Source organism: Cupriavidus oxalaticus (assembly GCF_004768545.1).
In the GTDB taxonomy this organism is placed as follows: domain Bacteria; phylum Pseudomonadota; class Gammaproteobacteria; order Burkholderiales; family Burkholderiaceae; genus Cupriavidus; species Cupriavidus oxalaticus_A.
This window is the reverse complement of record NZ_CP038635.1, coordinates 1,228,967-1,254,823: the sequence shown is the minus strand read 5'-3', so window position 1 is coordinate 1,254,823 and position 25,857 is coordinate 1,228,967. Positions and strand designations below refer to the sequence as shown.

Genomic DNA, 25,857 nt, shown 5'->3' with positions numbered 1-25,857 from the left:
AGTATAGCATCACTTTCTTTTTGCCTGCAATACCCCCTGCACCTCTTCGATCAGCGACAGCGCGCGCTGCAACTGCGTGGCCTCCGATACCTCCGCGGTGAACTGCATGCGTGCCACGCCCTTGCTCGACAACGTCTTTACGCCGGTGACGTTGATCTTCTCGCGCGACAGCACTTCCGAGATATCGCGCAGCAGCCCTTGCCGGTCGATGGCTTCGACATGGATGTCGACCGGATAGACCGCGGCATGGCTCTTCTTGCCCCACTCGGTCTGGATGACCCGCTCCGGCGCGCGCGCCGACAGCTGCTGGAAGGTATGGCAGTTGCGCCGATGGATCGACACCCCGCGTCCGCGCGTGACAAAGCCGACGATATCGTCCGGCGGCGCCGGCTTGCAGCAGCGCGACATCTGCGTCATCAGCGAATCCACGCCCACCACCAGCACGCCGCTCTTGGCGCCGCGCGCCACGCTGGTGGCGCGGCTCTTCTTGGTGACGGCGTCTTCCTCGCTGAGCGGTGCCTGGATTTCGCCTTCCGGGTGGCGCAGCGCATGCTCGACATGGCGCAGGCTGAACTCGTCCTTGGCCACCGCGGCGAACAGGTCGTCGGGCGTCTTGAAGTTCAGCCGCGCGGCCAGATCTTCCAGCTTGACCGCGGTCTTGCCCTCGCGCTGCAGGGTCTTGTCGATCAGCGCGCGGCCCTGCGCGATGGTCTCCTGCGAATCGAGCGCGTTGAACCACGCCCGCACCTTGGCGCGCGCACGGCTGCTGGCCAGGTAGCCAAGCTCCGCATTGAGCCAGTCGCGCGACGGCCCGCCCTGCTTGACCGCGATGATCTCGACGGTCTGGCCGTTCTTCAGCGTGGTATTCAGCGGCACCATGGTGCCGTCCACGCGCGCGCCGCGGCAGCGGTGGCCGAGGTCGCTGTGCAGGTAATAGGCAAAGTCCAGCGGCGTGGCGCCCTGCGGCAGCGCCACCACGCGCGCCTGCGGCGTCAGCACATAGATGTGGTCGTCGATCGCCGCGTGCTTGATCTGCTCCCACTCGTCATGCGCCACGCTGTGGTCGGCATCGTCCTTCCATGCCAGCAGCTGGCGCAGCCAGGCGATCTTCTCGTCGTAGCGTTCGCTGGCGGAGAACTGCCCACCGTAGCCCTTGCTGCCCGCTTCCTTGTAGCGCCAGTGGGCCGCGACGCCGTATTCGGCGAAGTGGTGCATCTCGTGCGTGCGGATCTGCACCTCGAAGGCGCGGCCGTCATCGCCGATCACCACCGTGTGCAGCGACTTGTAGCCGTTGGCCTTGGGCCGCGAGATGTAGTCGTCGAACTCGCGCGGGATCGGCTGCCAGATATGGTGGACGATACCCAGCACCGTATAGCAGTCCTTGATATCGTCGACGATCACGCGGAAGGCGCGCACATCGTACAGGTCGGCAAAATCCAGCTCCTTGCCGCGCATCTTCTTCCAGATGCTGTAGATGTGCTTGGGCCGGCCGCTCACTTCGGCACGGATGCCCGCGGCCGTCAGCTCGGACTGCAGCCGCGCGATGGCGCCGGCGATATAGCCTTCGCGCTCGATGCGCTTTTCGTCCAGCAGCCTGGCGATGCGCTTGTAGGTGTCGGGCTGCTCGAAGCGGAACGCCAGGTCTTCCAGCTCCCACTTCATCTGCCAGATACCGAGGCGGTTGGCCAGCGGCGCGTAGATGTCGAGCGTTTCGCGCGCCACGCCGGCGGTCGGCGTGTGCTTGGTCTCGGCCAGCCAGCGCAGCGTCTGCAGACGCGAGGCCAGCCGCACCAGCACCACGCGGATGTCCTGCGCGAATGCGAGCAGCATTTTGCGCAGCGCCTCGACCTGCTCGTGGCGCGCCTGCGCCTCGTTCTTCGACGGCGTGGCCGCTTCCACATCGGGGCGATTGCCGGCGATGGCACCGATGCGCAGCAGCTGCCGCACACCGTTGACCAGCCGCGCCACTTCTTCGCCGAAGCGCGGCTCGATCTCGGCTTCGGTGTCGGGCACGAATGCCGCCAGCCCGAACAGGCAGGCGGCCGCGCGCGCGGCATCGTCCACGCGCAGGCCATCGAGGATGCGCAGCATCCCCTCAGCGTGCGACTGCACCGTCTCGCCCGTAGGCAGCGCCACGCCGGCGCCGTGCTCGCGCACGTACGCCAGCGCACGGCCCACCAGTTCAGCATCCGGAATGCCTGCGATCCGGCCAGCCACGTCGGTCGACGTCACCATGTCCCTACGCCTGCATCAGTTGAGCGCAGCGGTCACCACCACTTCGATCAGGTAATCGGGATTGGCCAGGCGGGCTTCCACCGTGGCGCGCGGGGGCGTGTTGCCTTGCGGCACCCAGGCGTCCCAGACCTCGTTCATCTCGCCGATCAGGTCGACGTTGGCGAGGAAGATCTGGCACGACAGGATGCGGGTCTTGTCGCTGCCGGCCTCGGCCAGCAGGCGGTCGATATGGCCGAGCACCTCGCGCGTCTGGCCGCGGATATCGGCCTTAGGGTCGACCTCGGGCACCTGCCCGGCCAGGTAGACCACGCCGTTGTAGACCGCATATTCGGACAAACGCTTGCCCACGTGGGCGCGCTTCAGTTCAAGGTTACTCATGACAATGCGTTGATCGATAAAAATACAGGTCCGCCGCGCGATGCGCGCCAACTCACCCGACAAAAAACTGCCGGGCGATCGCGATCTGCGCCGGATCGACAAAGGTTGGTGCATGCCCCACTTCAGGGACTTCCACCGAGCTCACATGCTTGCCGCGTGCCACCATCTCGGCGACGGTCTCGCGCAGCAGCAGGTCGGACTGCGCGCCGCGCACCACCAGCACCGAGGCTTCGATGGCCTCGAAGCTGCGCCACAGCGAGGCCTCGCCCGCCGCCACCGCTTCCGGCGTGGACTTGCGGAAGGGCACGGCCAGTTGCGGGTCGTAATGCAAGCCCCATTCCAGGCCGTCGCCGCCCTGCACCGGCTTCAGGATGGCGGCGTTCAGCTCGCGCCACTGCTCCGGCGTGTGGCGGCCGAACGACGCGCTGATGGTCTGCAGGTATGCCAGCCCTTCCTCAAAGGTCTTGAAGCGTACCGGCAGGCCCAGGTAGGCACCGATGCGCTCGACCGCCGACGGCGCGATCCTGGGGCCGACGTCGTTCAGCAGCAGCTTGCGCACCGGCGACTTGGGCAGCCCCGCCAGTCCCATGCCGATCAGCCCGCCCATCGAGGTGCCGAACCAGTCCACCTGCTCGACATTGAGCCGGGCGATCAGCGTGACCATGTCGGACACGTACTGCGGCACGATGTAGCTGTCCGGATTGGCCAGCCATTCCGAGCGGCCGCGCCCGACCACGTCGGGGCATACCACGCGATAGTCGCCGCACAGCGCGCTGGCGACGGCATCGAAGTCGCGGCCGGTGCGCGTCAGCCCGTGCGCGCATACCAGCACGCGCGGATTCGCGGGATCCCCCCATTCGTGGTAGGCCATGCGGTGCAGGCCCGCCGGACTGATGCACTGGACAAAACCGAGGCGCGGACTGGCAGACATCTGGACTCCCTGACGGACCCGGCCGGGACCGCGAAAAAGCGGCGCTGCCGGTGGTTGAGCAAAACTGGATTGTACGCCGCACCGGGTACAATGCCACAGCACACTGTCTGCGCCACCGCACGCGCCCGCGCGCCGATGCATGCCGGTGCGTGGCGGTGCCAGACCAGGCGGACCGGGCCACCCGGGCCGCCCTTTCCTTCCTGTGGAATCTCTCTCGATGGAGGCTTACATGCTCAAAGGCAAGACTGCTCTGGTGACTGGCTCGACCAGCGGCATCGGGCTCGGCATCGCAAAGGCACTGGCGGCCCAGGGCGCCAACATCATCGTCAATGGCTTTGGTGACGCGGACGCCGCAAAGAACGAGATCGCGCAGGCCGGCCAGGGCATCCAGGTCGGCTACCACGGCGCGGACATGAGCAAGGCGTCAGAGATCGAGGACATGATGCGCTATGCGCAGGCCGACTTCGGCGGCGCCGACATCCTGGTCAACAACGCCGGCATCCAGCACGTCGCCCCCATCGAGGACTTTCCCACCGAGCGCTGGGACGCCATCATCGCCATCAACCTGACCTCGGCCTTCCACACCACGCGCCTGGCGCTGCCCGGCATGCGCCAGAAGAACTGGGGCCGCATCATCAACGTGGCGTCGACGCACGGGCTGGTCGCGTCGGCACAGAAATCGGCCTACGTGGCTGCCAAGCACGGCATCGTTGGCTTCACCAAGGTGACCGCGCTGGAAACCGCGCAGACCGGCGTGACCGCCAACGCGATCTGCCCGGGCTGGGTGCTGACCCCGCTGGTGCAGAAGCAGGTCGAAGCCCGCGCGCAGAAGGAAGGCATCCCGGTCGAGCAGGCCAAGCGCGAGCTGGTGCTGGAGAAGCAGCCCTCGGGCGAGTTCGTGACGCCCGACGAGCTGGGCGCGCTGGCAGTGTTCCTGTCGTCCGACGCGGCACGCCAGGTTCGCGGCGCGATCTGGAACATGGATGGCGGCTGGGTGGCGCAGTAAGGATCTACGATGCAACGACGACGTTTTCTCGGCACCCTGGGCGCGCTGGCGCTCGGCACGATCGCGGTGGGCGCGCTGGGGCCTGCGGCCGATGCCTTCGCGCAGGCCAGGCCTCTTGCCATCGACGTCTACAAGAGCCCGCTGTGCGGCTGCTGCGAGGAATGGGTCAAGCACCTGCGCACCAATGGCTTCACGGTGACGGTGCATGATGTCGAGGATACCGGCGATTACCGCAAGCGCTTCGGCATGCCGGAGCGCTTCGGCTCCTGCCATACCGGCTACATCGGCGGCTACGCGATCGAGGGGCATGTGCCGGCCGCCGATATCCGCAAGCTGCTGGCCGCCAAACCCAAGGCAGTCGGGCTGGCGGTGCCGGGCATGCCGGTCGGCTCGCCGGGCATGGAACAGGGGCCGCGCAAGGATCCGTTCGACGTGCTGCTGGTCAAGGCCGACGGCGCGGCCTCGGTGTTCACCCGCTACAACAAGCCGGCGGCCTAAGGCGTCCGCCCCGCCGCCCTGCCGGATGCGCCGCCGCGCGTCCGGCCTTCCCTAAACCCCCGCAAGGCTTTCCAAAGCCGCTTCGACTTCCCGCCACACCGCCTCGGTCTCGCCCTCGGTGCATTCACCGTGCTGCCGCTTGACCGCCCCCAGCCGGTTCAGCACCAGGTGCTGGTCCGGCACCACGCCCACGTTTGCCAGGCAAGCCTGCACGCAAGCCAGCGGGCAGCCATCCAGCGCCAGGATCGGCCGGCCCGATTGCGCCACGCGCGTCAGCGCCGGCACGCCGCCGCCCACGCCGCTGATGCACGACATTTCGGCGCGGCCGCTGCGGTCCAGCCGCACCGCGCACGCATTGGCCAGTTGCGCCACGCTGGAGCAGCCAGAGCAGGCATACACCAGTGGCAGGGATCGGGTGGGAGAAGCCGGCATCGCGTACCTTCCGTCAGGACTTTGGTTGGCAGGACCACGCCTGCCGGGAAGCGGCCAGCATAGTGACTTGTGCGGCGGCGGGCCATTCGCCGATAGAGCTAGCCCGCACGGCCGATCGGCGTGGTCGGCAACACCAAATGAAAAAAGCCCTGTGGCGCAGTGCGCCACAGGGCCCGTCAGGCAATGGCCGAAGGCTTGCTTACAGCAACGGCGCCCCGGTCTTCGCCTGGATTTCCTCGCGGCTGACGCCCGGTGCGGTTTCGACCAGCTTCAGGCCTTCCGCAGTCACGTCCATCACGCCCAGGTCGGTGATGATGCGATTGACCACGCCCACGCCGGTCAGCGGCAGGTTGCACTGCTTCAGGATCTTGATGTCCTCGGTGCCGTCCTTCTTCTTGGCGGTGTGTTCCATCAGCACCACCACGCGGCCGACGCCGGCGACCAGGTCCATCGCGCCGCCCATGCCCTTGACCATCTTGCCCGGGATCATCCAGTTGGCCAGGTCGCCCTTCTCGCTGACCTGCATCGCGCCCAGGATGGCCAGGTCGATGTGGCCGCCGCGGATCATCGCGAAGGAATCGGCCGAGGAGAAGATCGACGAGCCCGGCAGCGTCGTCACGGTCTGCTTGCCGGCATTGATCATGTCGGCGTCGACTTCTTCCTCGGTCGGGAACGGGCCGATGCCGAGCAGGCCATTTTCCGACTGCAGCCACACTTCCATGCCCTCCGGCACCCAGTTGGCCACAAGCGTCGGCAGGCCGATGCCCAGGTTGACGTAGAAACCGTCCTGCAGCTCAGCCGCGGCGCGCGCGGCCATTTCGTCACGTGTCCATGCCATGATGCGTCTCCTTAGCTGGCCGCGCGCACGGTGCGCTGCTCGATGCGTTTTTCGGGATTGGTGTTCAGCACCAGGCGCTTCACGAAGATGCCGGCCAGGTGGATCTCGTCCGGGTCCAGCTCACCGGTCTCGACGATATGCTCGACCTCGGCGATGGTGACCTTGCCCGCCATCGCGCACATCGGGTTGAAGTTGCGCGCGGTGCGGCGGAACACCAGGTTGCCGGCCTTGTCGGCCTTGTATGCCTTGACCAGCGCCACGTCAGCCGTCAGCGAACGCTCCATCACGTACGTCTCGCCATCGAATTCGCGGACTTCCTTGCCTTCGGCGACGATGGTGCCGACACCGGTCTTGGTGAAGAAGGCCGGGATACCCGAGCCGCCGGCGCGCAGCTTCTCGGCGAGCGTGCCCTGCGGGGTGAATTCGAGTTCGAGTTCGCCCGCCAGGTACTGGCGCTCGAACTCCTTGTTCTCGCCCACATAGGACGAGATCATCTTCTTGATCTGGCGCGTGGCCAGCAACTGGCCCAGGCCGAAGCCGTCGACGCCGGCATTGTTGGAGATGCAGGTGAGCTGCTTGACGCCGCTGTCGCGCAGCGCGGCGATCAGCGCCTCGGGGATGCCGCACAGGCCGAAACCGCCAACGGCGATCGTCTGGCCGTCGCGGACGACGCCTGCAAGCGCTTCTGCGGCGCTGGCGTAGACCTTGTTCATGTTCGCTCCTTCCTCGGTAGTTCCTCGGGGTTCCGCTGTTGTGCTTCCGCCGCCCGCTTGTGCGGTGGGCGACGCAGGGAAATTGTAACGGTACAATCGGCGCAGTCGATGACGGGCGCCGTTTATCGTCCGACCGACAGCATACGCAAGCCCCGCCGGCTACGCCATTACGTAAAAATACATAAGTAGATGCCCGCCATCGACTACCAGACCGCTTTCCAGCTCGCCCCCGTGGGCCTGGTGCTGTCACGCGAGCGCGTGATCGAGGACTGCAACGAGGAAGTCTGCCGGATTTTCGGCACCACGCGCGAGGCGCTGCTGGGCCAGTCGTTCCAGGTACTCTACCCTACCGCCGACGAGTTCGAGCGCACCGGCGCCCGCATCGCGCCGATCATGAACAAGCGCGGGATGTATTCGGACGAGCGCATCATGAAGCGCGCCGGCGGCGAACTGTTCTGGTGCCACGTCACCGGACGCGCGCTGGACCGCGCGCAGCCGCTGGGCGCGGGGATCTGGACCTTTGAAGACCTGTCGCAGAAGCGGCAGGTGACGGCCGAGCTGACCGCGCGCGAACGCGACATCGCGGCACAACTGGTGGAAGGCAAGACCAGCAAGCAAATCGGCAAGCTGCTGGCGATCAGCCCGCGCACCGTGGATATCTACCGGGCGCGGCTGATGAAGAAGTATGGGGCGAGTACGTCGGTGGACCTGGTGCAGCGGCTGGTGAACCACTGAGGGTTAGCCTTCGATAATCGCCCGGATCTCCGGCGGCACCGGCACCGATTTCTCCACCGCATAATCGCACCACACGACCTTCGCCCCGCCCTCCGCCCACACCACGTCAGGCAGATCGGTACGCCGGATCTCCATGCGCGTTTCGAAACTGGTGCGCCCCAGTTGCCCCGCATAAACGCGGCATTCGATATTGCCCGGATAGCGCAGCTGCTTCAGGAAGGTCATATGCGCATTGATGATGACCGGCCCCTGCCCTTGCGCATCCTTGCCGCCGCGCCCCAGCGACGCGAACCACTCGATGCGCGCCTGCTCCAGGTACTGGAAGTAGACGGTGTTGTTGACATGGCCCATCGCATCCATGTCGCCCCACCGGATCGGCATGACCACCGTATAAACGTGCTTCATCTCAGCCTCCAAAGCAACAGGCCCGCCAACGCTGGCGGGCCTGTTGCATGACTTAGCGCTTGGCGATCGCGCCTTCGGCCTTGGTCACCAGGTCGGTGCCGATCTGCTTCTTCCACTTGTCGTAGACCTTGGCGGTCGCCTTGCGGAAGGCGTCATGCTCGGCCGGCGTCAGGTGCGTGACCTTGACGCCATGGCCTTCCATTTCCTTCCAGGCGGGCGCACCGGCCTCGGCCAGGCCCTTGCGGGCCAGCGCGATTTCCTGCTTGCCGGCGTCGATGGCGGCCTGCTTGACGATCTCGCGGTCGGCCGGGGTCCAGCTTTCCCAGATCTGCTTGTTGACCACGAAGATCAGCGGGTCAGCCACGTAGCCCCAGGTGGTCACGAACTTCTGGCCGACCGTGTACAGCTTGGCGGCGGCGAACACCGATTGCGGGTTCTCCTGGCCATCGACCGCGCCCGAGGCCATCGCCGGCTGCGCGTCGGCCCAGCTCATCTGCGTCGGGTTCGCGCCCAGCGCGTTGAAGGTCTCGATGTACAGCGGCGAGCCCACCACGCGCAGCTTCAGGCCCTTGAGGTCGTCCGGCTTGCGCAGCTCGCGCTTGGAGTTCGACACCTCGCGGAAGCCGTTCTCGCCCCAGGCCAGCGGCACCACGCCGGCCTTCTCCAGCGTGGAGAAGATCGACTTGCCGACTTCGCCCTGCGTCAGCGCGTCCAGCGCCTTGTAGTCGGGCATCAGGAACGGCAGCGAGAACAGGTTCAGCTCCTTGACCTGCGGCGACCAGTTGATGGTCGAGCCGACCGCCATGTCGATCACGCCCTGGCGGATCGCCGAGAACTCGCGGGTCTGGTCGCCGGCCACCAGCGAAGTGCCGGGGTACAGCTTGATATTGATGCGGCCGTTGGTGCGCTGCCTGACCAGGTCGGCCCAGATCTCGCCGCCCTTGCCCCACGGGAAGGCCGGGCCGAGCACCAGCGACATCTTGTACTCGGACTTGTAGGTCTGGGCCATCGCGCCGGCGGGGGCGAAGGCGGAAGCGGCAATGGCGGCGGCCGTTGCAAGCATCAGGGCACGACGTTTCATTTCATCTCCTCTCGGGAATCGTCAGTTCTTGTTTGTGAATGCAAAATGAAGTCAACAGCGATCAATAGCCGAGGTACTCCGGCAGCCAGGTCGCCAGCGGCGGATAGGCCAGCACCATCAGCATGGCGATGAACATCGCCAGCAGCATCCATATCACCCAGGGCACGGTTTCTTCCATGCGCACGCGGGCGATCCGGCACGACACCATCAGGTTCACGGCCAGCGGCGGCGTGAACTGTCCGAGCGCCACCTTCAGCGTCAGCACCACGCCGAACCACACCGGGTTCCAGTGGAAGGCATTGGCGATCGGCAGCAGCAGCGGCACGAAGATCAGGAAGATCGAGATGCCGTCGAGGAACATGCCAACCGTCATCAGCAGCAGCACGATCAGCGCCAGCACGCCGTATTCGCCCAGCCCGGAGCTGGCGATCGCCTGCGCCAGCGGATCGATCACGCCGAGCGTCGACAGCGCATAGGCGAAGATGCCGGCCAGCGCGACCACCAGCAGGATCACCGCCGAGGTCTCGGCCGCTTCCTGGAAGATCGTGAACAAGTCGCGCATGCCGATGCTGCGGTACACCACCATGCCGACGAACAGGCCATAGACCACCGCCACCACCGCGGCTTCGGTCGGCGTGAACCAGCCCGCGCGCATGCCGCCGAGGATCAGGAACGGCGCCACCAGGCCCCACGCCGCTTCGCGCAGGCTCTTCCAGAACGGGGGGCGCGGCAACGCGGCTTCGGCGGCGCCCATGTTGTGCTTGCGCGCCAGCCACACCGCCGGCACGATCAGCGCCACGCCGGCCAGCACGCCCGGGATCATGCCCGCGGCGAACAGCGCCGGCACTGAAGCGCCCGGCACCAGCACGCTGTAGATGATGAAGGCCACCGACGGCGGGATCAGGATGTCGGTCGCGGCCGCCGCGCCGACCACCGCGGCGCTGTACGAGCCGGGATAGCCCGCGCGCGACATCGCCGCGATCATCACGCCGCCGACCGCGGCCGCGTTGGCCGGGCCCGAACCGGAAATGCCGCCGAGGAACATCGCCACCAGGATCGCCACCAGCGGCAGCATGCCCGGTCCACGCCCGACCACGGCAATGGCGAAGGTCACCAGCCGCTGCGCCACGCCGGAACGGTCGAAGATCGACCCCACCAGCACGAACATCGGAATCGCCAGCAGCGGATACTTGGCCAGCCCCGCGTAGAAGTTCTGCGGCACGGCCAGCAGGCCGAACATCTGGGTGTCCAGGTTGGACAGGCCGATCGCGACCAGGCCACCCAGCCCCAGCGACACGCCGATGGGCACGCCCAGCAGCATCAGGCCGATAAAGACCACGAACAGGATGATGGCAACCAGCGTCATTGCAAACGCTCCTTCGCCACCCGGTTCTGTTCATGCAGCGCCTTGAGAGCACGCACGTTGCGCAACGCCAGGCCCAGCGCGCGCAGTGCGATGCCGGCCGACAGCACCGGCAGCCAGATCGAGTACCACCAGCTCGGCACGCCGATGCCGGGCGAGGTTTCGCCGAAGGTGTACTCATCCCACGTAATGCGCGCGCCCAGCACCGCCAGCGCGACGAACATTACAGCCACCGCCAGTGCCGACAGGATTTCCAGCCGGCGCTGGCGCGCCGCGCTGCCGCGCTCAAAGAAGAACTCGATGCGGATATTGCGATCGCGCGCCACCGCGGCGCTGCCGGCAACGAGCGCCAGCACGATCATCAGGAAGACCGAGAATTCCTCGGTCCAGGCAAACGACTCGTCGGTGAAATAACGGACGACCACGTTGGCGAAGGTGATGCCGACCAGCAGCAGCATCACGATCACGCCAATCCAGTCCTCGAGGCGGGGTGAAACCCGGAATTCAGCGTCCTGCGCTTCGTCTGCCGCCCGCGGGATCACCGCGGAATCGACGACGTGTTGCGGCACGGCATTGCGCCGTGCCTCTTCTTGTTGCTCCATCTCCCCGGCCTCCGGTCCAGGGCCGCTTGGGCCAGGCGGCCACGGCGGCATTTTTTGCTTGTATGTAAAGACTTAGTCTAAAGACATGGCGGATTATGCCAAGACTGGCACACCGCGCATCAACTTTCTTTGATTGGAAACTGGAAGCCGCGCTCGAAAGCCCGCCCCAAGGGGACCGGATAAAGCCCTGGGGTGGCCAATGGTGGTGCTCCGCCGCACGCTTGTGGCGCGCGGGGGCAAGCGGGCGGCGCGGCGCCGGCGGCCGGATTCAGACCATGCCGTCGTCGGCGGTGATCACGGCGCCATTGATGAATTGCGACTGGTCGGAAGCCAGCAGCAACAGCAGGCCGTCGAGGTCGTCGGGCTTGCCCAGGCGCTTGCGCGGCAGCATCTGGATCAGTTTCTGGCCGGCGTCCGAGTCCCAGTGATGGTGGTTGATCTCGGTATCGATATAGCCGGGACAGATCGCGTTGGTATTGATGCCGTGGCGCGCCCATTCCAGCGCCATGGCCTTGGTCATGTGCACCACCGACGCCTTGCTCATGCAATAGATGCCGATCTGCGACAGCACCTTCAGGCCCGCCACCGATGCGACATTGACGATGCGCGCCTGCGGCAGCGGGGTGCCGTTCTTTTCGGCGCCCTTGGCCCGCGCGATCATGCGCTTGGCGACTTCCTGCGCGACGAAGAAGGCGCCGCGCGTATTGGTGTCGAAGACGAAATCAAAATCGTCGGGCGTGACGTCGGTCAGCTTCTGCGTGGTCGACACGCCCGAATTGTTGACCAGGATGTCGATCGAGCCGGCTTCGGTTTCCGCATGCGCCACGGCGGCGCGGATGCTGTCCGGATCGGTGACGTCGAGTCGCACCACGTGCGCGCTGCCCCCCTCGGCCTCGATCGCCGCACGCAATTCCTTGAGGCGCTCGGTGCGGCGCGAGGCCAGCACGACCTTGGCCCCGGCGGCGGCCAGCACCGTGGCAAAACGCGAGCCGAGCCCGCTCGATGCGCCGGTCACCAGCGCTACCTTGCCTTCCAGATTGATCGACAAACCCATGATGACCTCTTGTGCGGGCGCCCCTCCAGCCTCTTCGGGTGCGGAAGGCGGCATACCATAAAAAAGAACGACCGTTCCAAAAAAATCCTTGCCTGTGGGTGGCGAGTCCCGGACAATGCCGGAGATTCTAAGAACTTGGCCTGCAAAGGGAAAGAGGGAAAACGAGCGATCCGGCCGGCTATCGGCCGCAAACAGCCGTCAAAATCCCTTCCGGTGCCCCGCCGGCTCAAGTTCGAGCAGAACGATCACCGCACTTCCCACAATTGCATAGCTAGCAGCAAAGAAATAGAGGGTTAGAGACAATGGATCAGCAACAGCTCCTGGAGCAGTTCGGCCCGCGTGAAGCCATGGAATACGACGTGGTCGTGGTCGGCGGCGGCCCCGCCGGCCTGGCCACGGCCATCCGCCTGAAGCAACTCGCGCAGGAGAAAGGCAGCGACGTCAACGTATGCGTGCTGGAAAAGGGTTCCGAGCCCGGCGCGCATATCCTGTCGGGCGCCATCATGGATCCGCGCGCCCTCAACGAGCTGATCCCGAACTGGCAGGAGCTGGGCGCGCCGCTGAACCAGCCGGTCAGTGAAGACAAGTTCCTGTTCCTGAACGAGTCGGGCTCCAAGGGCACGCCGCCGGCGCTGCTGCCGGAGTGCTTCCACAACCACGGCAACTACATCATCAGCCTGTCGAACTTCGTGCGCTGGCTGGGCCAGCAGGCCGAGGCGCTGGGCGTCGAGATCTTCCCGGGCTTCCCGGCCGCCGAGGTGCTGTACAACGAAGACGGCTCGGTCAAGGGCGTGGCTACCGGCAACATGGGCATCAACAAGGAAGGCGAGCCCACCGACAACTTCCAGCTCGGCATGGAGCTGCATGCCAAGTACACCATCTTCGCCGAAGGCTCGCGCGGCCACCTGGGCAAGCAGCTGATCGCCAAGTTCGGCCTGGACGCCGGCAAGGATCCGCAGAGCTACGGCATCGGCCTGAAGGAGCTGTGGGAGATCGACCCGGCCAAGCACAAGCCCGGCCTGGTGGTGCACACGGCCGGCTGGCCGCTGGACCCGGCCACCTACGGCGGCTCGTTCCTGTACCACATGGAAGACAACAAGGTCGCGGTCGGCTTTGTGGTCGGCCTGGACTACACCAACCCGTGGCTGTCGCCGTTCGAGGAATTCCAGCGCTTCAAGACGCACCCGGAAATCCGCCAGTACTTCGAAGGCGGCAAGCGCCTGTCGTACGGCGCGCGCGCCATCACCGCCGGCGGCCTGCTGTCGCTGCCCAAGACCGTGTTCCCGGGCGGCGCGCTGGTCGGCTGCGATGCCGGTTACCTGAACGCCTCGCGCATCAAGGGCAGCCATGCCGCGATCAAGACCGGCATGCTGGCCGCCGAGGCCGCCTATGACGCGCTGCAGGGCGGCCGCCAGCACGACGAGCTGACCGCCTACCCCGCCGCGTTCGAGCAGAGCTGGCTGTACAAGGAACTGCTGCAGGCCAAGAACTTCAAGCAGTGGTTCAAGAAGGGCCGCACCACCGCCACGCTGATGACCGGCATCGAGCAATGGCTGCTGCCCAAGCTGGGCATCCGCAACCCGCCCTGGACCATCCACCGCGTCAAGCCGGACCATGTGTACCTAAAGCCGGCGGCCGAGTGCGAGAAGATCGCCTACCCGAAGCCGGACGGCAAGCTGACCTTCGACCGCCTCAGCTCGGTGTTCATCAGCAACACCAACCACGAGGAAAACCAGCCGGCGCACCTGACGCTGAAGGACGCCAGCGTGCCGGTCAGCATCAACTGGGACAAATTCGCCGGCCCCGAGTCGCGCTACTGCCCGGCGGGTGTGTACGAGTTCGTGCAGGACGAGACCTCGGGCAAGGAACGGCTGCAGATCAACGCGCAGAACTGCGTGCACTGCAAGACCTGCGACATCAAGGACCCCACGCAGAATATCGTGTGGGTCACGCCGGAAGGCGGCGGCGGTCCGAACTACGTCGGCATGTAAGGCCCCCGGCGCGCAAGCGCCCGGCGCATGGAACGGCACCGGTTTCCCGGTGCCGTTTTTTTATTGGCGGGCTGCGCGCAGGCTACAGTGGCAGGCGCGTCGTGGATAGCAGCTGCTCGTAGATGTAGCACTGCAGCAGCGTCATCTCGCGCTCCGCCAGCAGGTCGAAAGCCACGCCGAAGGCAGGGAAATCGCCGTCGTCCTGTCCGGCCGCGCCTGGTGCCACCCTGACCCAGCCGTCGACGATGACTTCGCTGTCGAACGACGCGGCCCGGAGCTGGAAGCGCAGCCGCACGCGGCTGCCCGGCGCGGGCGACGGCGCGGTGGTCTGCACCAGCGCACCGCCGGTGCTGAGGTCGGACAGCAGCGCCAGCCGCGCCGTGCCCGCCCGCACCGCGACGGCCACGCCATGAACGCCGTCGTCGTCTTCCGGAGGCTCGGTCAGGTATGCCGCCAGCCGCGTCGGCACGCGCGCCGCCTTGCGGACCGGGGTCGCGTGCAGGTTGGTCGGCGCCGACAGCACCAGGTAGCGGAACGGGCTGCGGCAGACCGCGGTGATGGTCGAGGTAAAGCTGTGGATCGCCTGTCCGGAGAAGCCGCGCAGCAGCACGGTGTCGCCCGCCTGCAGCGCCAGGTCGCGCCCGCCCAGTTGCGGCCAGGTCACGAACAGCCCCTGCTCGATAAAGCCGATCAGGCGGCTGGCGGCGGCGCGTGCGGACTCGCCTTCATGCTTGATGTGGAGCAGCGTGCCGACCTGCAGGCCAACCGGCCCTGGCGCGGTGCGCATGCCGGTGTCGGCATCAGTATCGCCGCTGTCGTCGCTTTCGCTGCCATTACCCGCGCGGCAGAGCACGCCGTGCCGGAACACCAGGGCGAGGTCGCGCGCATCGGGAATGACGCTGCCGCTGCCGAGCACCAGGTTGCCGTCGCCGTCGAGCAGCGACCAGGGCAGCGGGTGTCCGACCGGAAGATCGTTGGGAGTGAGCTGGATCATGGCTGTTTGCAAAGGGCCCCGCGTTTGTCGCCGCGCGCGGAGCATGGCAAACCCACGGCGGAGGTGCCGGGCAGCATCCGCCACCTGTATCCGGATACTATCGGCCGCGGGCCGCAGAAGTTAAGCAAATACCGGTGGGTCTAGCCCGCCATGTGTAGCACCGCCCATTGCGGAAAGCTTGACTCGCGACAACTTCGGTACCACAATCGCACAAAAGCTGTCTGACAGCCTGACATATCTGCCCATGACCCTGCACCGCCCGCCCTCGCTGGCCAGCCGTATCGCCCAGTCCTTGCACGACGACATCCTCGCCGGCCGCTACGCCGCGGGCGGACGCCTGCCCGCCGAAGCCACTCTGGCCGACACCTTCGGCGTAAGCCGGCCGATCGTGCGCGAAGCCATCGCCCAGCTCAAGGCCGACGGCGTGCTGGTCACGCGCAAGGGCTCTGGCGCCTTTGTTTCGGAAACCCCGGGCGGCCAGGCCTGGCGCGTGGCGAGCGCACCGGATGGCGGACCCACGCTGGCGCAGCTGTTCGAGCTGCGCCGCGTGGTCGAGACCGCCTGCGCCGAGATGGCGGCCGAGCGCCGCACCACGGCCGATGTCGGCGCGATCCGCGCCGCGCTCGCAGCCATGCAGGCGCAGGCCGACGGCCATGGCGACATGGCCAGCGCGGCCGCCGCCGACATGGCCTTCCACCACGCCATCGCCGAGGCCGCGCACAACCCCTGCTTTACCGGCCTGACCGATTTCGTCAGCCAGCAGATGCTGGCGGCACGCCAGCGCGCGTGGGAGAACACCGCGCGGCTCGGCGCCGCCACCGGCGCCCCGCGCGCCGCCGACACCGAGCACGCGGCGCTGGCCGACGCCATCGCCGCCGGCAATGCCCCGGCGGCGCGCGAGGCCGCGCAACGGCACCTGTCCGCGGCGGCCGCGCGGCTGGGCCTGGCGGGCTGAATCCCGCCACACGGCAACCAGTACTGCAACAAACCATAGCAACAAGGAAACGAGCATGGAAAAGGTGGACTGCGTCGTCATCGGCGCCGGTGTCGTAGGACTGGCAGCCGCGCGCGCCCTCGCGCTGCAGGGCCGCGAGGTGATCATCCTGGAAGCGGAAAACGCCTTCGGCACCATCACCAGCGCGCGCAACAGCGAAGTCATCCACGCCGGCATCTACTATCCCGCCGGTTCGCTGAAGGCAGAGCTGTGCGTGCGCGGCAAGGCCATGCTGTACGACTACTGCGCCACGCACCACGTGGCGCACCAGCGCTGCGGCAAGCTGATCGTCGCCACCAGCGCGGCGCAGGTGGCGACGCTCGACGGCATCCGCGCCAAGGCGGCGGCCAACGGCGTCGACGACCTGCGGCTGCTCTCGCGCGACGAAGCGCAGGCGCTGGAGCCGCAGCTGCAATGCCATGCCGCGCTGCTGTCGCCCTCCACCGGCATCGTCGACAGTCACGGCCTGATGACCGCGCTGCTGGGCGATGCCGAGAACGCCGGTGCGGTGCTGGCGGTGCAGTCGCCGGTGCTGGCCGGCGCGATCACGGCGGACGGGATTCGGCTGGAAGTGGGCAGCGAAGATGGGGGCGCCACCACGCTGCTGGCGCGGACGGTGGTGAACTCGGCCGGCCTGACCGCGCCGGAACTGGCGCGCCGCCTCGACGGCATGCCCGAAGCCCATATCCCGCCGCAGTACTACGCCAAGGGCTGCTATTTCACGCTGGCCGGACGCGCGCCGTTCTCACGGCTGATCTATCCGGTGCCCGAGGCCGCCGGCCTGGGCGTGCACCTGACGCTGGATCTCGGCGGCCAGGCGCGCTTCGGCCCCAACGTGCGCTGGATCGACGATATCGAGTACAGCGTGGACCCGGCCGATGCCGACAGTTTCTATGACGAGGTGCGCCGCTACTGGCCGGGACTGGCCGACGGCGCGCTGCAGCCGGGCTATGCCGGCATCCGCCCCAAGATCAGCGGCCCGCACGAGCTGGCGGCCGACTTCCGCATCGACGGCCCCGCCGTGCACGGCGTGCCGGGGCTGGTTCACCTGTTCGGCATCGAGTCGCCGGGGCTGACCTCGTCGCTGGCGATCGCCGAGCGCGTCTGCGCCGCGCTGGCCTGAGTCGCATCGCCGCCTGCCGCACCTTCCGCGCGGAAGCTCATCGCCGCGCAGAAGGCGCCGGCCGCCGCGGCCACGGCGGCCAGCCCGAAGGTGTGTTCGGGCGCCAGCGCATTCCAGGTCCAGCCCATCACCAGCCCGCCGAGCGTGCCGCCCACGCCGTAGGAAATGCCCGTGTACAGCGCCTGCCCGCGCCCCTGCAACGGGCCGGCGAACCATGCCTGCAGCCGCTTCAGGCTGGCGCTGTGGTGCGCGGCGAAGGTGGCCGCGTGCAACACCTGCACCAGCGCCATCAGCCAGGCAAACTGCGCGAAGTAGCCGGTCAGGCCGAAGCGGACCGCCGCCAGCACAAAGGTGCCAGCCAGGATGGTGCGCAGCGCGAAGCGCGCGAACAACAGGCCCTGGTAGTAGAAGAAGACGATCTCCGCGACCACGCCGATGGTCCACATCACGCCGATGGCGAACTTGCTGTAGCCAAGCTTCTCCAGCCACAGCGAATAGAACACGTATAGCGCGGCATGCGCGAACATCATCAGGAAGGCCGACGCCAGGAACCACGCCACGTCAGGCCGGCGCAGCAGCGGCAGCGCGCGCGGCGCGGGCATGCGCGGCCCTTCGTCGGCGGCATCGCGCATGGTCAGCACCACGCCCGCCAGGATCGCCAGCAGGCCGCTGGCCACCCACGGGAACGCACGCATGCCAACCGCCTCGAACAGCGCCCCGCCGGCCAGCACCGCGCCGATAAAGCCGACCGAGCCGAACATGCGGATGCGGCCGTAGCTATGATCGAAGGCGCCATGGCGGCGCAGCGTGGAGATGGTGAGGGCATCGCCCAGCGGCGACATCGCGCTGGTGAGCAGGCTCAGCGTCAGCATCATCGCCATCATGCCGCCGTAGCTGCCCACGCCGGGCAGCATCAGGAACGCCAGCAGCGAGGTGAACGCGCTCACGCGCAGGATGCGCACGCGCGTGTGCATCACGTCGGACAGCCAGCCCCACAGGTAGGGCCCGACGATGCGGCTGACCTGGAAGCTGGCCATCAGCACGCCGATCTGCACCGGGTTGAAGCCGCGATCGGCGAAATACAGGCTCACATACGGCGAGATGACGCCGACGTAGCCGTAGTAGCCGAGGTAGAAGAGCCCGAAGCGGGCATAGTCCGGGCGAGCGGCGCCCGTCGCGCCGCCAGCCCCACGGAGGGTGGCCAACTCAGCGCGATCAGCGCGTCTGGCCGGCCTGCGCCGGAATATGCGGCGTGTCGGTCCTGACGTCGCCGCACTGCGCGCGGTGGCGCAGGGCGTGGTCCATCAGCACCAGCGCCAGCATGGCCTCGGCGATCGGCGTGGCGCGGATGCCGACGCACGGGTCGTGGCGCCCGAAGGTCTCGACCGTGGCGGCGTTGCCGGCCTTGTCGATCGACTCGCGCGGCGTGCGGATCGAGGACGTCGGCTTGATCGCCAGCGACACGGTGACGTCCTGGCCGGTGGAAATGCCGCCGAGCACGCCGCCGGCATTGTTGGTGCGGAAGCCCTCGGCGGTCAGCTCGTCGCCATGCACGCTGCCGCGCTGCGACACGCTGTCGAAACCGGCGCCGATCTCCACGCCCTTGACTGCGTTGATACCCATCATCGCGTGCGCGATGTCGGCGTCGAGGCGGTCGAACAACGGCTCGCCCAGCCCGACCGGCACGTTGCTGGCCACCACCTCGATGCGCGCGCCGACCGAATCGCCGTCGCGGCGCAGCGCGTCCATATAAGTTTCGAGCTCGGGAATGATGTCGGCGTTGGGCGCGAAGAACGGGTTCTCGGGCACATGCGACCAGTCGGCGAACGGCACCGCGATCTCGCCCAGTTGCGACATATAGCCCCGGATCTCGGTGCCGTACTGCTCGCGCAGCCACTTCTTGGCCACCGCCGCCGCAGCCACCACCGGCGCGGTCAGGCGCGCCGACGACCGGCCGCCGCCGCGATAGTCGCGGATGCCATACTTCTGCCAGTAGGTGTAGTCGGCGTGGCCCGGGCGGAAGGTTTCGACGATATTGCCATAGTCCTTGCTGCGCTGGTCGGTGTTGCGGATCAGCAGGCAGATCGGCGTGCCGGTGGTCTTGCCCTCGAACACGCCGGACAGGATCTCGACCTGGTCGGGTTCCTTGCGCTGGGTGACGTGGCGCGAGGTGCCGGGCTTGCGGCGGTCCAGGTCGCCCTGGATATCGGCCTCGCTCAGCGCCATGCCCGGCGGGCAGCCATCCACCACCGCGCCGATGGCGGGGCCGTGCGATTCGCCGAAGGTGGTAACAGTGAAGAGCAGGCCAAGGGTGTTGCCGGACATGATGGAAACCGCACAGGAATTGGGGACGGCCTCCATTGTAAGGCCATTGCCCGCCCGCTGGCGGCCCGGCGGGCTCAGGCCGCCGCGGTTTCCGGTGCAAAGTCCGGGTAGAACTCCGCCCGCATCCGGTCCATGTAGGCGACCAGGTTGGCATGCCCTTCCGCCGCGGTGCGGATCGGCGTGTCGAACGTGGGGCACAGCAGGCTGCCGGCAAAGGCGAACAGCGTGGCGTCGGCGCCGCATGGCTTGTCGCCCATCAGGTAGCGCTTGTCGCCCAGGATATCGGCGATCGAGGTCACGCCCTTGCTGGCGAGCGCCACCAGTTCTTCCTCGCTGTGCCGGCCCAGCCCCTGCCCCCACAGCGTCTTCCTGACCTTGTAGCGCACCAGCCGCTCGGCCAGCCCGCGCACCGGTGCCGGCACGCCGCGGAAGAACTGCGCCGGGCCGCGCTCGAAATTGGCCTGGTCGAGCCAGCGCACCCGTGCCACCGCCCAGTACAGGTGGTCTTCCATCAGCTTCTCGGCGGCCCAGGCGATGCCGCGCTCGGCGGGGCTCAGGCCGGCGTCGAAATCGATGTGGTAAGTCTTCTCGATATGCCAGCGGATCAAGGTCGAATCCGCCACGATCCGGCCCATGTCATCGAGATACGGCAGCTTGCCCTTGGGCGCGCGCCGCAGGCTGCCGGGGCGGGCGTGGTATGGCAGGCCGGCAAGCTTGAGCAGCATTTCGGCCTTGGTGACAAACGGGCTGGCGTCAGGCAGCCCGAAGGCCGGGCCGAAGGTATAGAGCGTGATCATCGTGGGTCCGGGTCCGCGTGGGAGAACCTGCGTTCAGCGCCAGTCGCCGCGCAGGGCCTGCACCATCTGCTGCAGCCCCTCGGGCGTGGCCGCTTCCGGCGGCACCGGCTCGCCCACCACCAGTTCCAGCCGGTTCAGGATGCCGCGGCGGAACGGCCGCGACATCGCCGGCGCATCCTTGCGCGAGAAAAAGCTGCCCCACAGCCCGCGCAGCGCCATCGGCACCACCGGCACCGGCGTGCGGCGGATGATCTGCTGCACGCCCTGGCGGAACGGATTGATCTCGCCGTTGGCGGTGATCTTGCCCTCCGGGAAGATGCAGACCAGGTCGCCCTCCTCCAGCGCCTGCGCCACGCTGTCATACGCGCGCCTGAGCATGTCCGGGTGTTCGTGCGCGGGCGCGATCGGGATCGCGCGGGCCTGGCGGAAGAACCACGACAGCAGCGGCACGCTGAAGATGCGGTAGTCCATCACGAAGCGCACGGGACGCGGGCTGCATGCCATCAGCACCACCGCATCGGCGAAGCTGACATGGTTGCAGACCAGCACTGCGGGCCCATCGGCGGGAATGCGCTCGGCGTTCACGCGGCGCAGCCGGTACAGCGTATGCACCAGGATCCAGGCGATAAAGCGCAGCAGGAATTCCGGCACCAGCGAATAGATGTAGACCGCCACCACCGCGTTGAGCAGCCCTACCACCAGGTACAGCTGCGGGATGCTGTAGCCGGCGTTCGCCATCGCCACGCCCAGCAGCGAGGCCGCGATCATGAAGAAGCTGTTCAGGATGTTATTGGCGGCAATGATGCGCGCGCGGTGCGTGGGCGCGCTGCGGCTCTGGATCAGCGCGTACAGCGGCACGCTGTAGAAGCCGCCGAACATCGCCAGCAGGAACAGGTCGGCCAGCACGCGCCAGTGGCGCGCCTCGGCCAGGAAGCCGCCGATGCCGGTCAGCGCGGCCGGCGGCTGCCCCTGGCTGGCAAAGTACAGGTCGACGGCAAACACCGTCATGCCGATCGAGCCGAACGGCACCAGCCCGACCTCGACATGGCGCCCGGACAGCCGCTCGCACAGCAGCGAACCGGTGCCGATGCCCAGCGAGAACACCGCCAGCAGCAGCGTGACCACGTTCTGGTCGCCGCCCAGCACATCCTTGGCATAGCTGAAGAAGGAGGTCAGGAAGGTCGCGCCGAGGAACCACAGCCACGAAATCCCGAGCAGGCTCTGGAATACCGTGCGATTGCCGTGCGCCAGCACCAGGTTGCGCCAGGTCTCGGAAAACGGGTTCCAGTTGATGCGCAGTTCAGGCTGGGGCGCCGGCGACACCGGGATCCGGCCCGACACCACGCGCCCGGCCACGGCGATCGCCACGCACACGGCGCCGACATACAGCGGCCCCACCACCGTGCCGCCCTGCTGCAACCCCGCCAGCTCGCCGCCGACCAGCGTGCCGATCAGGATCGCGACGAAGGTGCCCATCTCGACCAGCCCATTGCCGCCGACCAGCTCGCTTTCATCCAGGTGCTGCGGCAGGTAGGCAAACTTGACCGGCCCGAACAGCGTCGAATGCAGCCCCATCAGGAACGTGCCGGCGTAGAGCAGCGGCGCGCTATGCCAGGCAAAGCCGGCCAGCCCCAGCACCATGATGGCGATTTCCAGCGACTTGACCAGCCGGATCAGGCGCGACTTCTCGATCTTGTCGGCGACCTGCCCGCTGGTGGCGGAGAACAACAGGAACGGCGCGATAAAGATGGCCGAGATCAGGAAGGCGGCACTGCGCGCGTCCACGCCCTCGAACAGCGCCGTGTGATAGGTCACCAGCGACGTGAAGGCGACCTTGAAGACGTTGTCGTTCATCGCCCCCAGGAACTGGGTCCAGAAGAACGGGGCGAAGCGGCGCGCGCCGAGCAGTCGGAACTGGCTGTGTTGGCTCATGGATGACCGGTCGGCCTGCTGGGGCCGCCGCGGAAATGGATACGCCGGCAAGTTTGCCGGAGCCGGAAACCGGCCGCCATCATGCCACCGCCACGCGGCCGCGCGGCGCCAGTCGCAACAATTTTCCGAAGGGGACTACGGGACAGGCTGCCCCGCCGCCGGCAGGGCGGGCGCAGCCGGGCGTTCAGGCCCGCTCTTCAGGCCAGTCGCGGATATAGGCCTTGAGCATCTTGTTCTCGAAGCTCTGGTCCTCGACCACCGCCTTGGCGACGTCATAGAAGGAAATCACGCCCATCAGCGTGCGGTTGTCGAGCACCGGCAGGTAGCGGGTGTGACGCTCAAGCATCATCCGGCGGACTTCGTTCACATCGGTTTCCATGGTGCAGGTCAGCGGCGCATCGTCCATCACCTTGCGGATGCTGCTGGTGCCAAGGGTGCCGCCGTTGCGGGCCAGAGTCTCGATGATTTCGCGGAAGGTCAGCATGCCGACCAGGTCGCCGTATTCCATCACCACCAGGGAGCCGATGTCGCGCTCGGCCATGGTGTTGACTGCGAGCAGCAAGGAGGTGTCAGGCGTCACGGTGTAGAGCGTATTGCCCTTGATCTGCAGGATGTCGCTGACTTTCATGTTGGTCTCCGCTGCCTTGTACTGAGCTGTGCTGATTTGCGCCGGCCACATCGCGGGGGCGATGCCGGTCACTTCGTTATCTGTCCGGGATGTGCGGGCAGAGATGCCCGTGCGTCCGATCCTAGCCCAAACCAGCCGGCAAAGTAAAGCAGGAGGCCGGTTTGCGGGTGATCTGCCAGCGTGGGCGTGCGCACGATGCTACGATGCTGGCCGGAGATAACTACACCCGACCGACCATGTCCGGAACCCGCTTCGATACGCTGGCGCTGCACGCCGGCGCCGCGCCAGACCCCGCCACCGGGGCGCGCGCCACCCCCATCCACCTGACCACCTCGTTCGTGTTCCGCGACAGCGAGCACGCGGCGTCGCTGTTCAACATGGAGCGGGCGGGCCACGTCTATTCGCGCATCTCCAACCCGACCGTGGCCGTGCTCGAAGAGCGCATCGCGGCGCTGGAGAACGGCGCCGGCGCGATCGCCACCGCCTCCGGCCAGGCCGCGCTGCACCTGGCCGTGGCCACGCTGATGGGGGCCGGCTCGCACGTGGTGGCGTCGTCGGCGCTGTACGGCGGCTCGCACAACCTGCTGCACTACACGCTGCGCCGCTTCGGCATCGAGACCACCTTCGTCAAGGCGCGCGACATCGACGCCTGGCGCGCCGCGATCCGCCCCAATACCAAGCTGCTGTTCGGCGAGACGCTGGGCAACCCGGGCTTGGACGTGCTCGACATCACCACGCTGGCGCAGCTCGGCCAGGACCACGGCATCCCGCTGCTGGTCGATTCGACCTTCACCACGCCCTACCTGTTGCGCCCGTTCGATCTCGGCGCGGGCCTGCTCTACCACTCGGCGACCAAGTTCCTGGGCGGCCATGGCACCACCATCGGCGGCGTGCTGGTCGAGGGCGGCACCTTCGACTTCGAAAAATCGGGCCGCTTCCCCGAGCTGTCCGAGCCCTATGAAGGCTTCCACAACATGGTGTTCACCGAGGAAAGCACGGTGGCGCCCTTCCTGCTGCGCGCGCGCCGCGAAGGCCTGCGCGACTTCGGCGCCTGCATGAACCCGATGGCCGCGTGGCAGCTGCTGCAGGGCGTGGAGACGCTGCCGCTGCGCATGAGCCGCCATGTCGACAACACCCGTAAGGTGGTGCAGTTCCTGGCCTCGAACCCGATGGTGGAGTCGGTGTCCTACCCCGAGCTGGAATCGCACCCCGACTACGAACTGGCCAAGCGCCTGCTGCCGCGCGGCTGCGGCGCGGTGTTCAGCTTCAACCTGAAGGGCAACCGCCTGGCGGGCCAGCGCTTTATCGAAAGCCTGTCGCTGTTCTCGCACCTGGCCAACGTGGGCGATGCGCGCTCGCTGGTGATCCACCCGGCGTCGACCACGCACTTCCGCATGGACGCGGCGGCGCTGCAGTCGGCCGGCATCGCCGAGGGCACGATCCGCCTGTCGATCGGCCTGGAAGACCCGGACGACCTGATCGACGACCTCAAGCGCGGCCTGAAGGCCGCCGAGAAGACCATGAGCAAGGGAGGGCAGGCCTGATGGAACTGAACGTTGCAGGCCAGCCGGCCTACGCCTATACCGGCGGCAAACCCTTCGATCCCGCCCTGCCCTGCGCGGTGTTTGTCCACGGCGCGCAGAACGACCACAGCGTGTGGGCGCTGCAGACGCGCTGGTTCGCCAACCACGGCTTCTCGGTGCTGGCGGTGGACCTGCCCGGCCACAACCGCAGCCAGGGCACGCCCCTGGCCACCGTCGAGGCCATGGCCGACTGGGTGATGGCGCTGGTGGCCGCCGCCGGCGTCAAGGCGCCGGCCTTCGTGTTCGGCCACAGCATGGGTTCGCTGATCGCGCTCGAATGCGCGGCGCGGCATCCGCAGGCGGTGCGCGGCATCGCCTTGCTCGCCACGGCCTATCCGATGAAGGTTTCCGATGCGCTGCTCGATGCCTCGCTGAACCGTGAGAGCGAGGCCATCGCCATGGTCAACGCGTGGTCGCATTCGAGCCTGGCCAACAAGCCCTCATCGCCGGGTCCCGGCGCCTGGATGCACGGCGGCAGCCAGCGGCTGATGGAGCGCGTATCGCGCAACAACCCGCAGGCGCATGTGTTCCACAACGACTTCTCCGCGTGCAATGCCTATGCGCACGGCGAGGAAGCCGCCGCCGCGGTAGCCTGCCCGGCGCTGCTCATCACCGGCAGCAAGGACATGATGACCTCGCCCAAGGCGGCCCAGGCGCTGGCCGGCAAGATGGCGAAGGCCAGCCTGGTATCGGTGCCGTGCGGCCATGCGCTGATGGGCGAGCGCCCGGACGAAGTGCTGGACGCGCTGGCGGCCTTTGCGCGCAAGGTGGTCGCGGCGGGCTGACAGCTGCGCCGGATGGCCGGCCATGCCGGCGGCCATCCTCCCTTCAGGGGCATGGGGGCGTGGAAGGTCTACACTGCACAACATAAGACCTGCCGGAGACAGCCATGGCCCACGCCCACAGGCGCGAGTTCGAGAACTTCGCGGCCTTCTACCCCTACTACCTGAGCGAGCACCAGGACCGTACCTGCCGGCGCCTGCATTTTGTCGGCTCGACCGTGGCGCTGCTGTGCCTCGTGGCGCTGGTAGTGACCGGCAATGCGTGGTGGCTGCTGGGCGCCGTGGTCGCCGGCTACGCCTTCGCCTGGGCCGGTCATTTCGGCTTCGAGAAAAACCGGCCCGCAACCTTCCGCCATCCGCTCTACAGCCTGATGGGCGACTGGGTCATGTACGCCGAAATCTGGCGTGGCAAGATTCCTTTCTGACGCGGCCGCCGC

The 25,857-nt window shown here is 67.3% G+C and carries 26 protein-coding genes; 9 read left to right on the top strand and 17 right to left on the bottom strand.

Going from position 1 to position 25,857, the window contains the following annotated elements; translation table 11 throughout:
• Nucleotides 1-9: 9 nt before the first annotated feature.
• From E0W60_RS16660 to E0W60_RS16650, 3 genes are read right to left on the bottom strand one after another with little or no spacing between them, the layout of a single operon-like run.
• A complete protein-coding gene (locus tag E0W60_RS16660) occupies nt 10-2,235 on the bottom strand; it encodes a RelA/SpoT family protein (protein ID WP_135704989.1) in 2,226 nt (741 codons plus the stop codon).
• Nucleotides 2,236-2,250: 15 nt separating this feature from the next.
• Nucleotides 2,251-2,613: a RidA family protein gene (locus tag E0W60_RS16655; RefSeq protein ID WP_135704988.1), complete on the bottom strand. Its 363-nt coding sequence runs from the start codon at nt 2,611-2,613 to the stop codon at nt 2,251-2,253.
• Between the two features lie 52 nt (nt 2,614-2,665).
• Entirely contained in the window at nt 2,666-3,544 is an 879-nt protein-coding gene (locus E0W60_RS16650; RefSeq protein ID WP_133097447.1) for an alpha/beta fold hydrolase, read from the bottom strand.
• 229 nt (nt 3,545-3,773) lie between these two features.
• Between E0W60_RS16650 and E0W60_RS16645 the strand changes: the two genes are divergently transcribed.
• Together E0W60_RS16645 and E0W60_RS16640 are read left to right on the top strand one after the other, a co-directional pair.
• A complete protein-coding gene (locus tag E0W60_RS16645; protein WP_133097448.1) occupies nt 3,774-4,550 on the top strand; it encodes a 3-hydroxybutyrate dehydrogenase in 777 nt (258 codons plus the stop codon).
• Between the two features lie 9 nt (nt 4,551-4,559).
• Nucleotides 4,560-5,048: a DUF411 domain-containing protein gene (locus tag E0W60_RS16640; RefSeq protein ID WP_135704987.1), complete on the top strand. Its 489-nt coding sequence runs from the start codon at nt 4,560-4,562 to the stop codon at nt 5,046-5,048.
• Between the two features lie 51 nt (nt 5,049-5,099).
• Here the strand turns inward: E0W60_RS16640 and E0W60_RS16635 are convergent, their stop codons facing one another.
• The 3 genes from E0W60_RS16635 to E0W60_RS16625 all read right to left on the bottom strand — a co-directional run bounded on the left by E0W60_RS16635 (nt 5,100) and on the right by E0W60_RS16625 (nt 7,031).
• On the bottom strand, nt 5,100-5,480 hold the full coding sequence (locus E0W60_RS16635) for a putative zinc-binding protein (RefSeq protein ID WP_133097450.1): 381 nt from the start codon (nt 5,478-5,480) through the stop codon (nt 5,100-5,102).
• A gap of 199 nt (nt 5,481-5,679) precedes the next feature.
• Entirely contained in the window at nt 5,680-6,318 is a 639-nt protein-coding gene (locus E0W60_RS16630) for a CoA transferase subunit B (RefSeq protein ID WP_133097451.1), read from the bottom strand.
• A gap of 11 nt (nt 6,319-6,329) precedes the next feature.
• A complete protein-coding gene (locus tag E0W60_RS16625) occupies nt 6,330-7,031 on the bottom strand; it encodes a CoA transferase subunit A (protein WP_063238512.1) in 702 nt (233 codons plus the stop codon).
• A 189-nt stretch (nt 7,032-7,220) separates the two neighbouring features.
• Here E0W60_RS16625 and E0W60_RS16620 point away from each other — a divergent pair, with 189 nt between their 5' ends.
• Nucleotides 7,221-7,766 carry a PAS and helix-turn-helix domain-containing protein gene (locus E0W60_RS16620; RefSeq protein ID WP_133097452.1) on the top strand — a complete coding sequence of 182 codons (546 nt, stop codon included), beginning with the start codon at nt 7,221-7,223 and terminating at the stop codon, nt 7,764-7,766.
• 3 nt (nt 7,767-7,769) lie between these two features.
• On the opposite strand, the gene E0W60_RS16615 is transcribed toward E0W60_RS16620, so the two are convergent.
• The 5 genes from E0W60_RS16615 to E0W60_RS16595 all read right to left on the bottom strand — a co-directional run bounded on the left by E0W60_RS16615 (nt 7,770) and on the right by E0W60_RS16595 (nt 12,271).
• A complete protein-coding gene (locus E0W60_RS16615; protein WP_133097453.1) occupies nt 7,770-8,171 on the bottom strand; it encodes an acyl-CoA thioesterase in 402 nt (133 codons plus the stop codon).
• Between the two features lie 52 nt (nt 8,172-8,223).
• Complete coding sequence (locus E0W60_RS16610) at nt 8,224-9,252, bottom strand: DctP family TRAP transporter solute-binding subunit (protein WP_135704986.1); 1,029 nt, start codon at nt 9,250-9,252, stop codon at nt 8,224-8,226.
• Nucleotides 9,253-9,313: 61 nt separating this feature from the next.
• Nucleotides 9,314-10,618: a TRAP transporter large permease gene (locus E0W60_RS16605; protein WP_195429556.1), complete on the bottom strand. Its 1,305-nt coding sequence runs from the start codon at nt 10,616-10,618 to the stop codon at nt 9,314-9,316.
• Nucleotides 10,615-11,217, bottom strand: coding sequence for a TRAP transporter small permease (locus E0W60_RS16600; protein ID WP_135704985.1), 603 nt, complete (start codon nt 11,215-11,217; stop codon nt 10,615-10,617). Before E0W60_RS16600 ends, E0W60_RS16605 begins: the two co-directional genes overlap by 4 nt.
• 268 nt (nt 11,218-11,485) lie before the next feature.
• The gene (locus tag E0W60_RS16595) at nt 11,486-12,271 is read right to left on the bottom strand and encodes an SDR family oxidoreductase (RefSeq protein WP_133097456.1); all 786 of its coding nucleotides are present in this window, start codon (nt 12,269-12,271) and stop codon (nt 11,486-11,488) included.
• A 302-nt stretch (nt 12,272-12,573) separates the two neighbouring features.
• Here E0W60_RS16595 and E0W60_RS16590 point away from each other — a divergent pair, with 302 nt between their 5' ends.
• Nucleotides 12,574-14,262, top strand: a complete 1,689-nt coding sequence (locus E0W60_RS16590; protein WP_133097457.1) for an electron transfer flavoprotein-ubiquinone oxidoreductase — start codon at nt 12,574-12,576, stop codon at nt 14,260-14,262.
• A gap of 82 nt (nt 14,263-14,344) precedes the next feature.
• Here the strand turns inward: E0W60_RS16590 and E0W60_RS16585 are convergent, their stop codons facing one another.
• A complete protein-coding gene (locus E0W60_RS16585; RefSeq protein ID WP_135704984.1) occupies nt 14,345-15,256 on the bottom strand; it encodes a flagellar brake protein in 912 nt (303 codons plus the stop codon).
• Between the two features lie 244 nt (nt 15,257-15,500).
• On the opposite strand from E0W60_RS16585, the gene E0W60_RS16580 reads away from it, so the two are divergent.
• Together E0W60_RS16580 and E0W60_RS16575 are read left to right on the top strand one after the other, a co-directional pair.
• Complete coding sequence (locus tag E0W60_RS16580) at nt 15,501-16,211, top strand: FadR/GntR family transcriptional regulator (RefSeq protein ID WP_135704983.1); 711 nt, start codon at nt 15,501-15,503, stop codon at nt 16,209-16,211.
• Nucleotides 16,212-16,266: 55 nt separating this feature from the next.
• Nucleotides 16,267-17,373, top strand: coding sequence for an NAD(P)/FAD-dependent oxidoreductase (locus E0W60_RS16575; protein WP_135704982.1), 1,107 nt, complete (start codon nt 16,267-16,269; stop codon nt 17,371-17,373).
• Here E0W60_RS16575 and E0W60_RS16570 read toward each other — a convergent pair.
• The 5 genes from E0W60_RS16570 to E0W60_RS16550 all read right to left on the bottom strand — a co-directional run bounded on the left by E0W60_RS16570 (nt 17,295) and on the right by E0W60_RS16550 (nt 23,055).
• Nucleotides 17,295-18,578 (bottom strand): MFS transporter, encoded by a 1,284-nt coding sequence (locus E0W60_RS16570; RefSeq protein ID WP_135704981.1) that lies wholly within the window; start codon nt 18,576-18,578, stop codon nt 17,295-17,297. The genes E0W60_RS16575 and E0W60_RS16570 overlap by 79 nt on opposite strands.
• Before the next feature lie 10 nt (nt 18,579-18,588).
• Nucleotides 18,589-19,698 (bottom strand): chorismate synthase, encoded by a 1,110-nt coding sequence (gene aroC, locus E0W60_RS16565; protein WP_135704980.1) that lies wholly within the window; start codon nt 19,696-19,698, stop codon nt 18,589-18,591.
• Nucleotides 19,699-19,772: 74 nt separating this feature from the next.
• Nucleotides 19,773-20,495 carry a glutathione S-transferase C-terminal domain-containing protein gene (locus tag E0W60_RS16560; protein WP_135704979.1) on the bottom strand — a complete coding sequence of 241 codons (723 nt, stop codon included), beginning with the start codon at nt 20,493-20,495 and terminating at the stop codon, nt 19,773-19,775.
• A 33-nt stretch (nt 20,496-20,528) separates the two neighbouring features.
• Nucleotides 20,529-22,427: an MFS transporter gene (locus E0W60_RS16555; RefSeq protein ID WP_135704978.1), complete on the bottom strand. Its 1,899-nt coding sequence runs from the start codon at nt 22,425-22,427 to the stop codon at nt 20,529-20,531.
• Nucleotides 22,428-22,611: 184 nt separating this feature from the next.
• Nucleotides 22,612-23,055, bottom strand: a complete 444-nt coding sequence (locus E0W60_RS16550; protein ID WP_133097465.1) for a CBS domain-containing protein — start codon at nt 23,053-23,055, stop codon at nt 22,612-22,614.
• A 236-nt stretch (nt 23,056-23,291) separates the two neighbouring features.
• On the opposite strand from E0W60_RS16550, the gene E0W60_RS16545 reads away from it, so the two are divergent.
• The 3 genes from E0W60_RS16545 (at nt 23,292) to E0W60_RS16535 (ending at nt 25,845) form a co-directional block, all read left to right on the top strand.
• Nucleotides 23,292-24,599 (top strand): O-acetylhomoserine aminocarboxypropyltransferase, encoded by a 1,308-nt coding sequence (locus tag E0W60_RS16545; protein WP_133097466.1) that lies wholly within the window; start codon nt 23,292-23,294, stop codon nt 24,597-24,599.
• Entirely contained in the window at nt 24,599-25,423 is an 825-nt protein-coding gene (locus E0W60_RS16540; RefSeq protein ID WP_135704977.1) for an alpha/beta fold hydrolase, read from the top strand. Before E0W60_RS16545 ends, E0W60_RS16540 begins: the two co-directional genes overlap by 1 nt.
• A 104-nt stretch (nt 25,424-25,527) precedes the next feature.
• Nucleotides 25,528-25,845 (top strand): Mpo1-like protein, encoded by a 318-nt coding sequence (locus E0W60_RS16535; RefSeq protein WP_133097468.1) that lies wholly within the window; start codon nt 25,528-25,530, stop codon nt 25,843-25,845.
• The last annotated feature ends 12 nt before the right edge of the window (nt 25,846-25,857 follow it).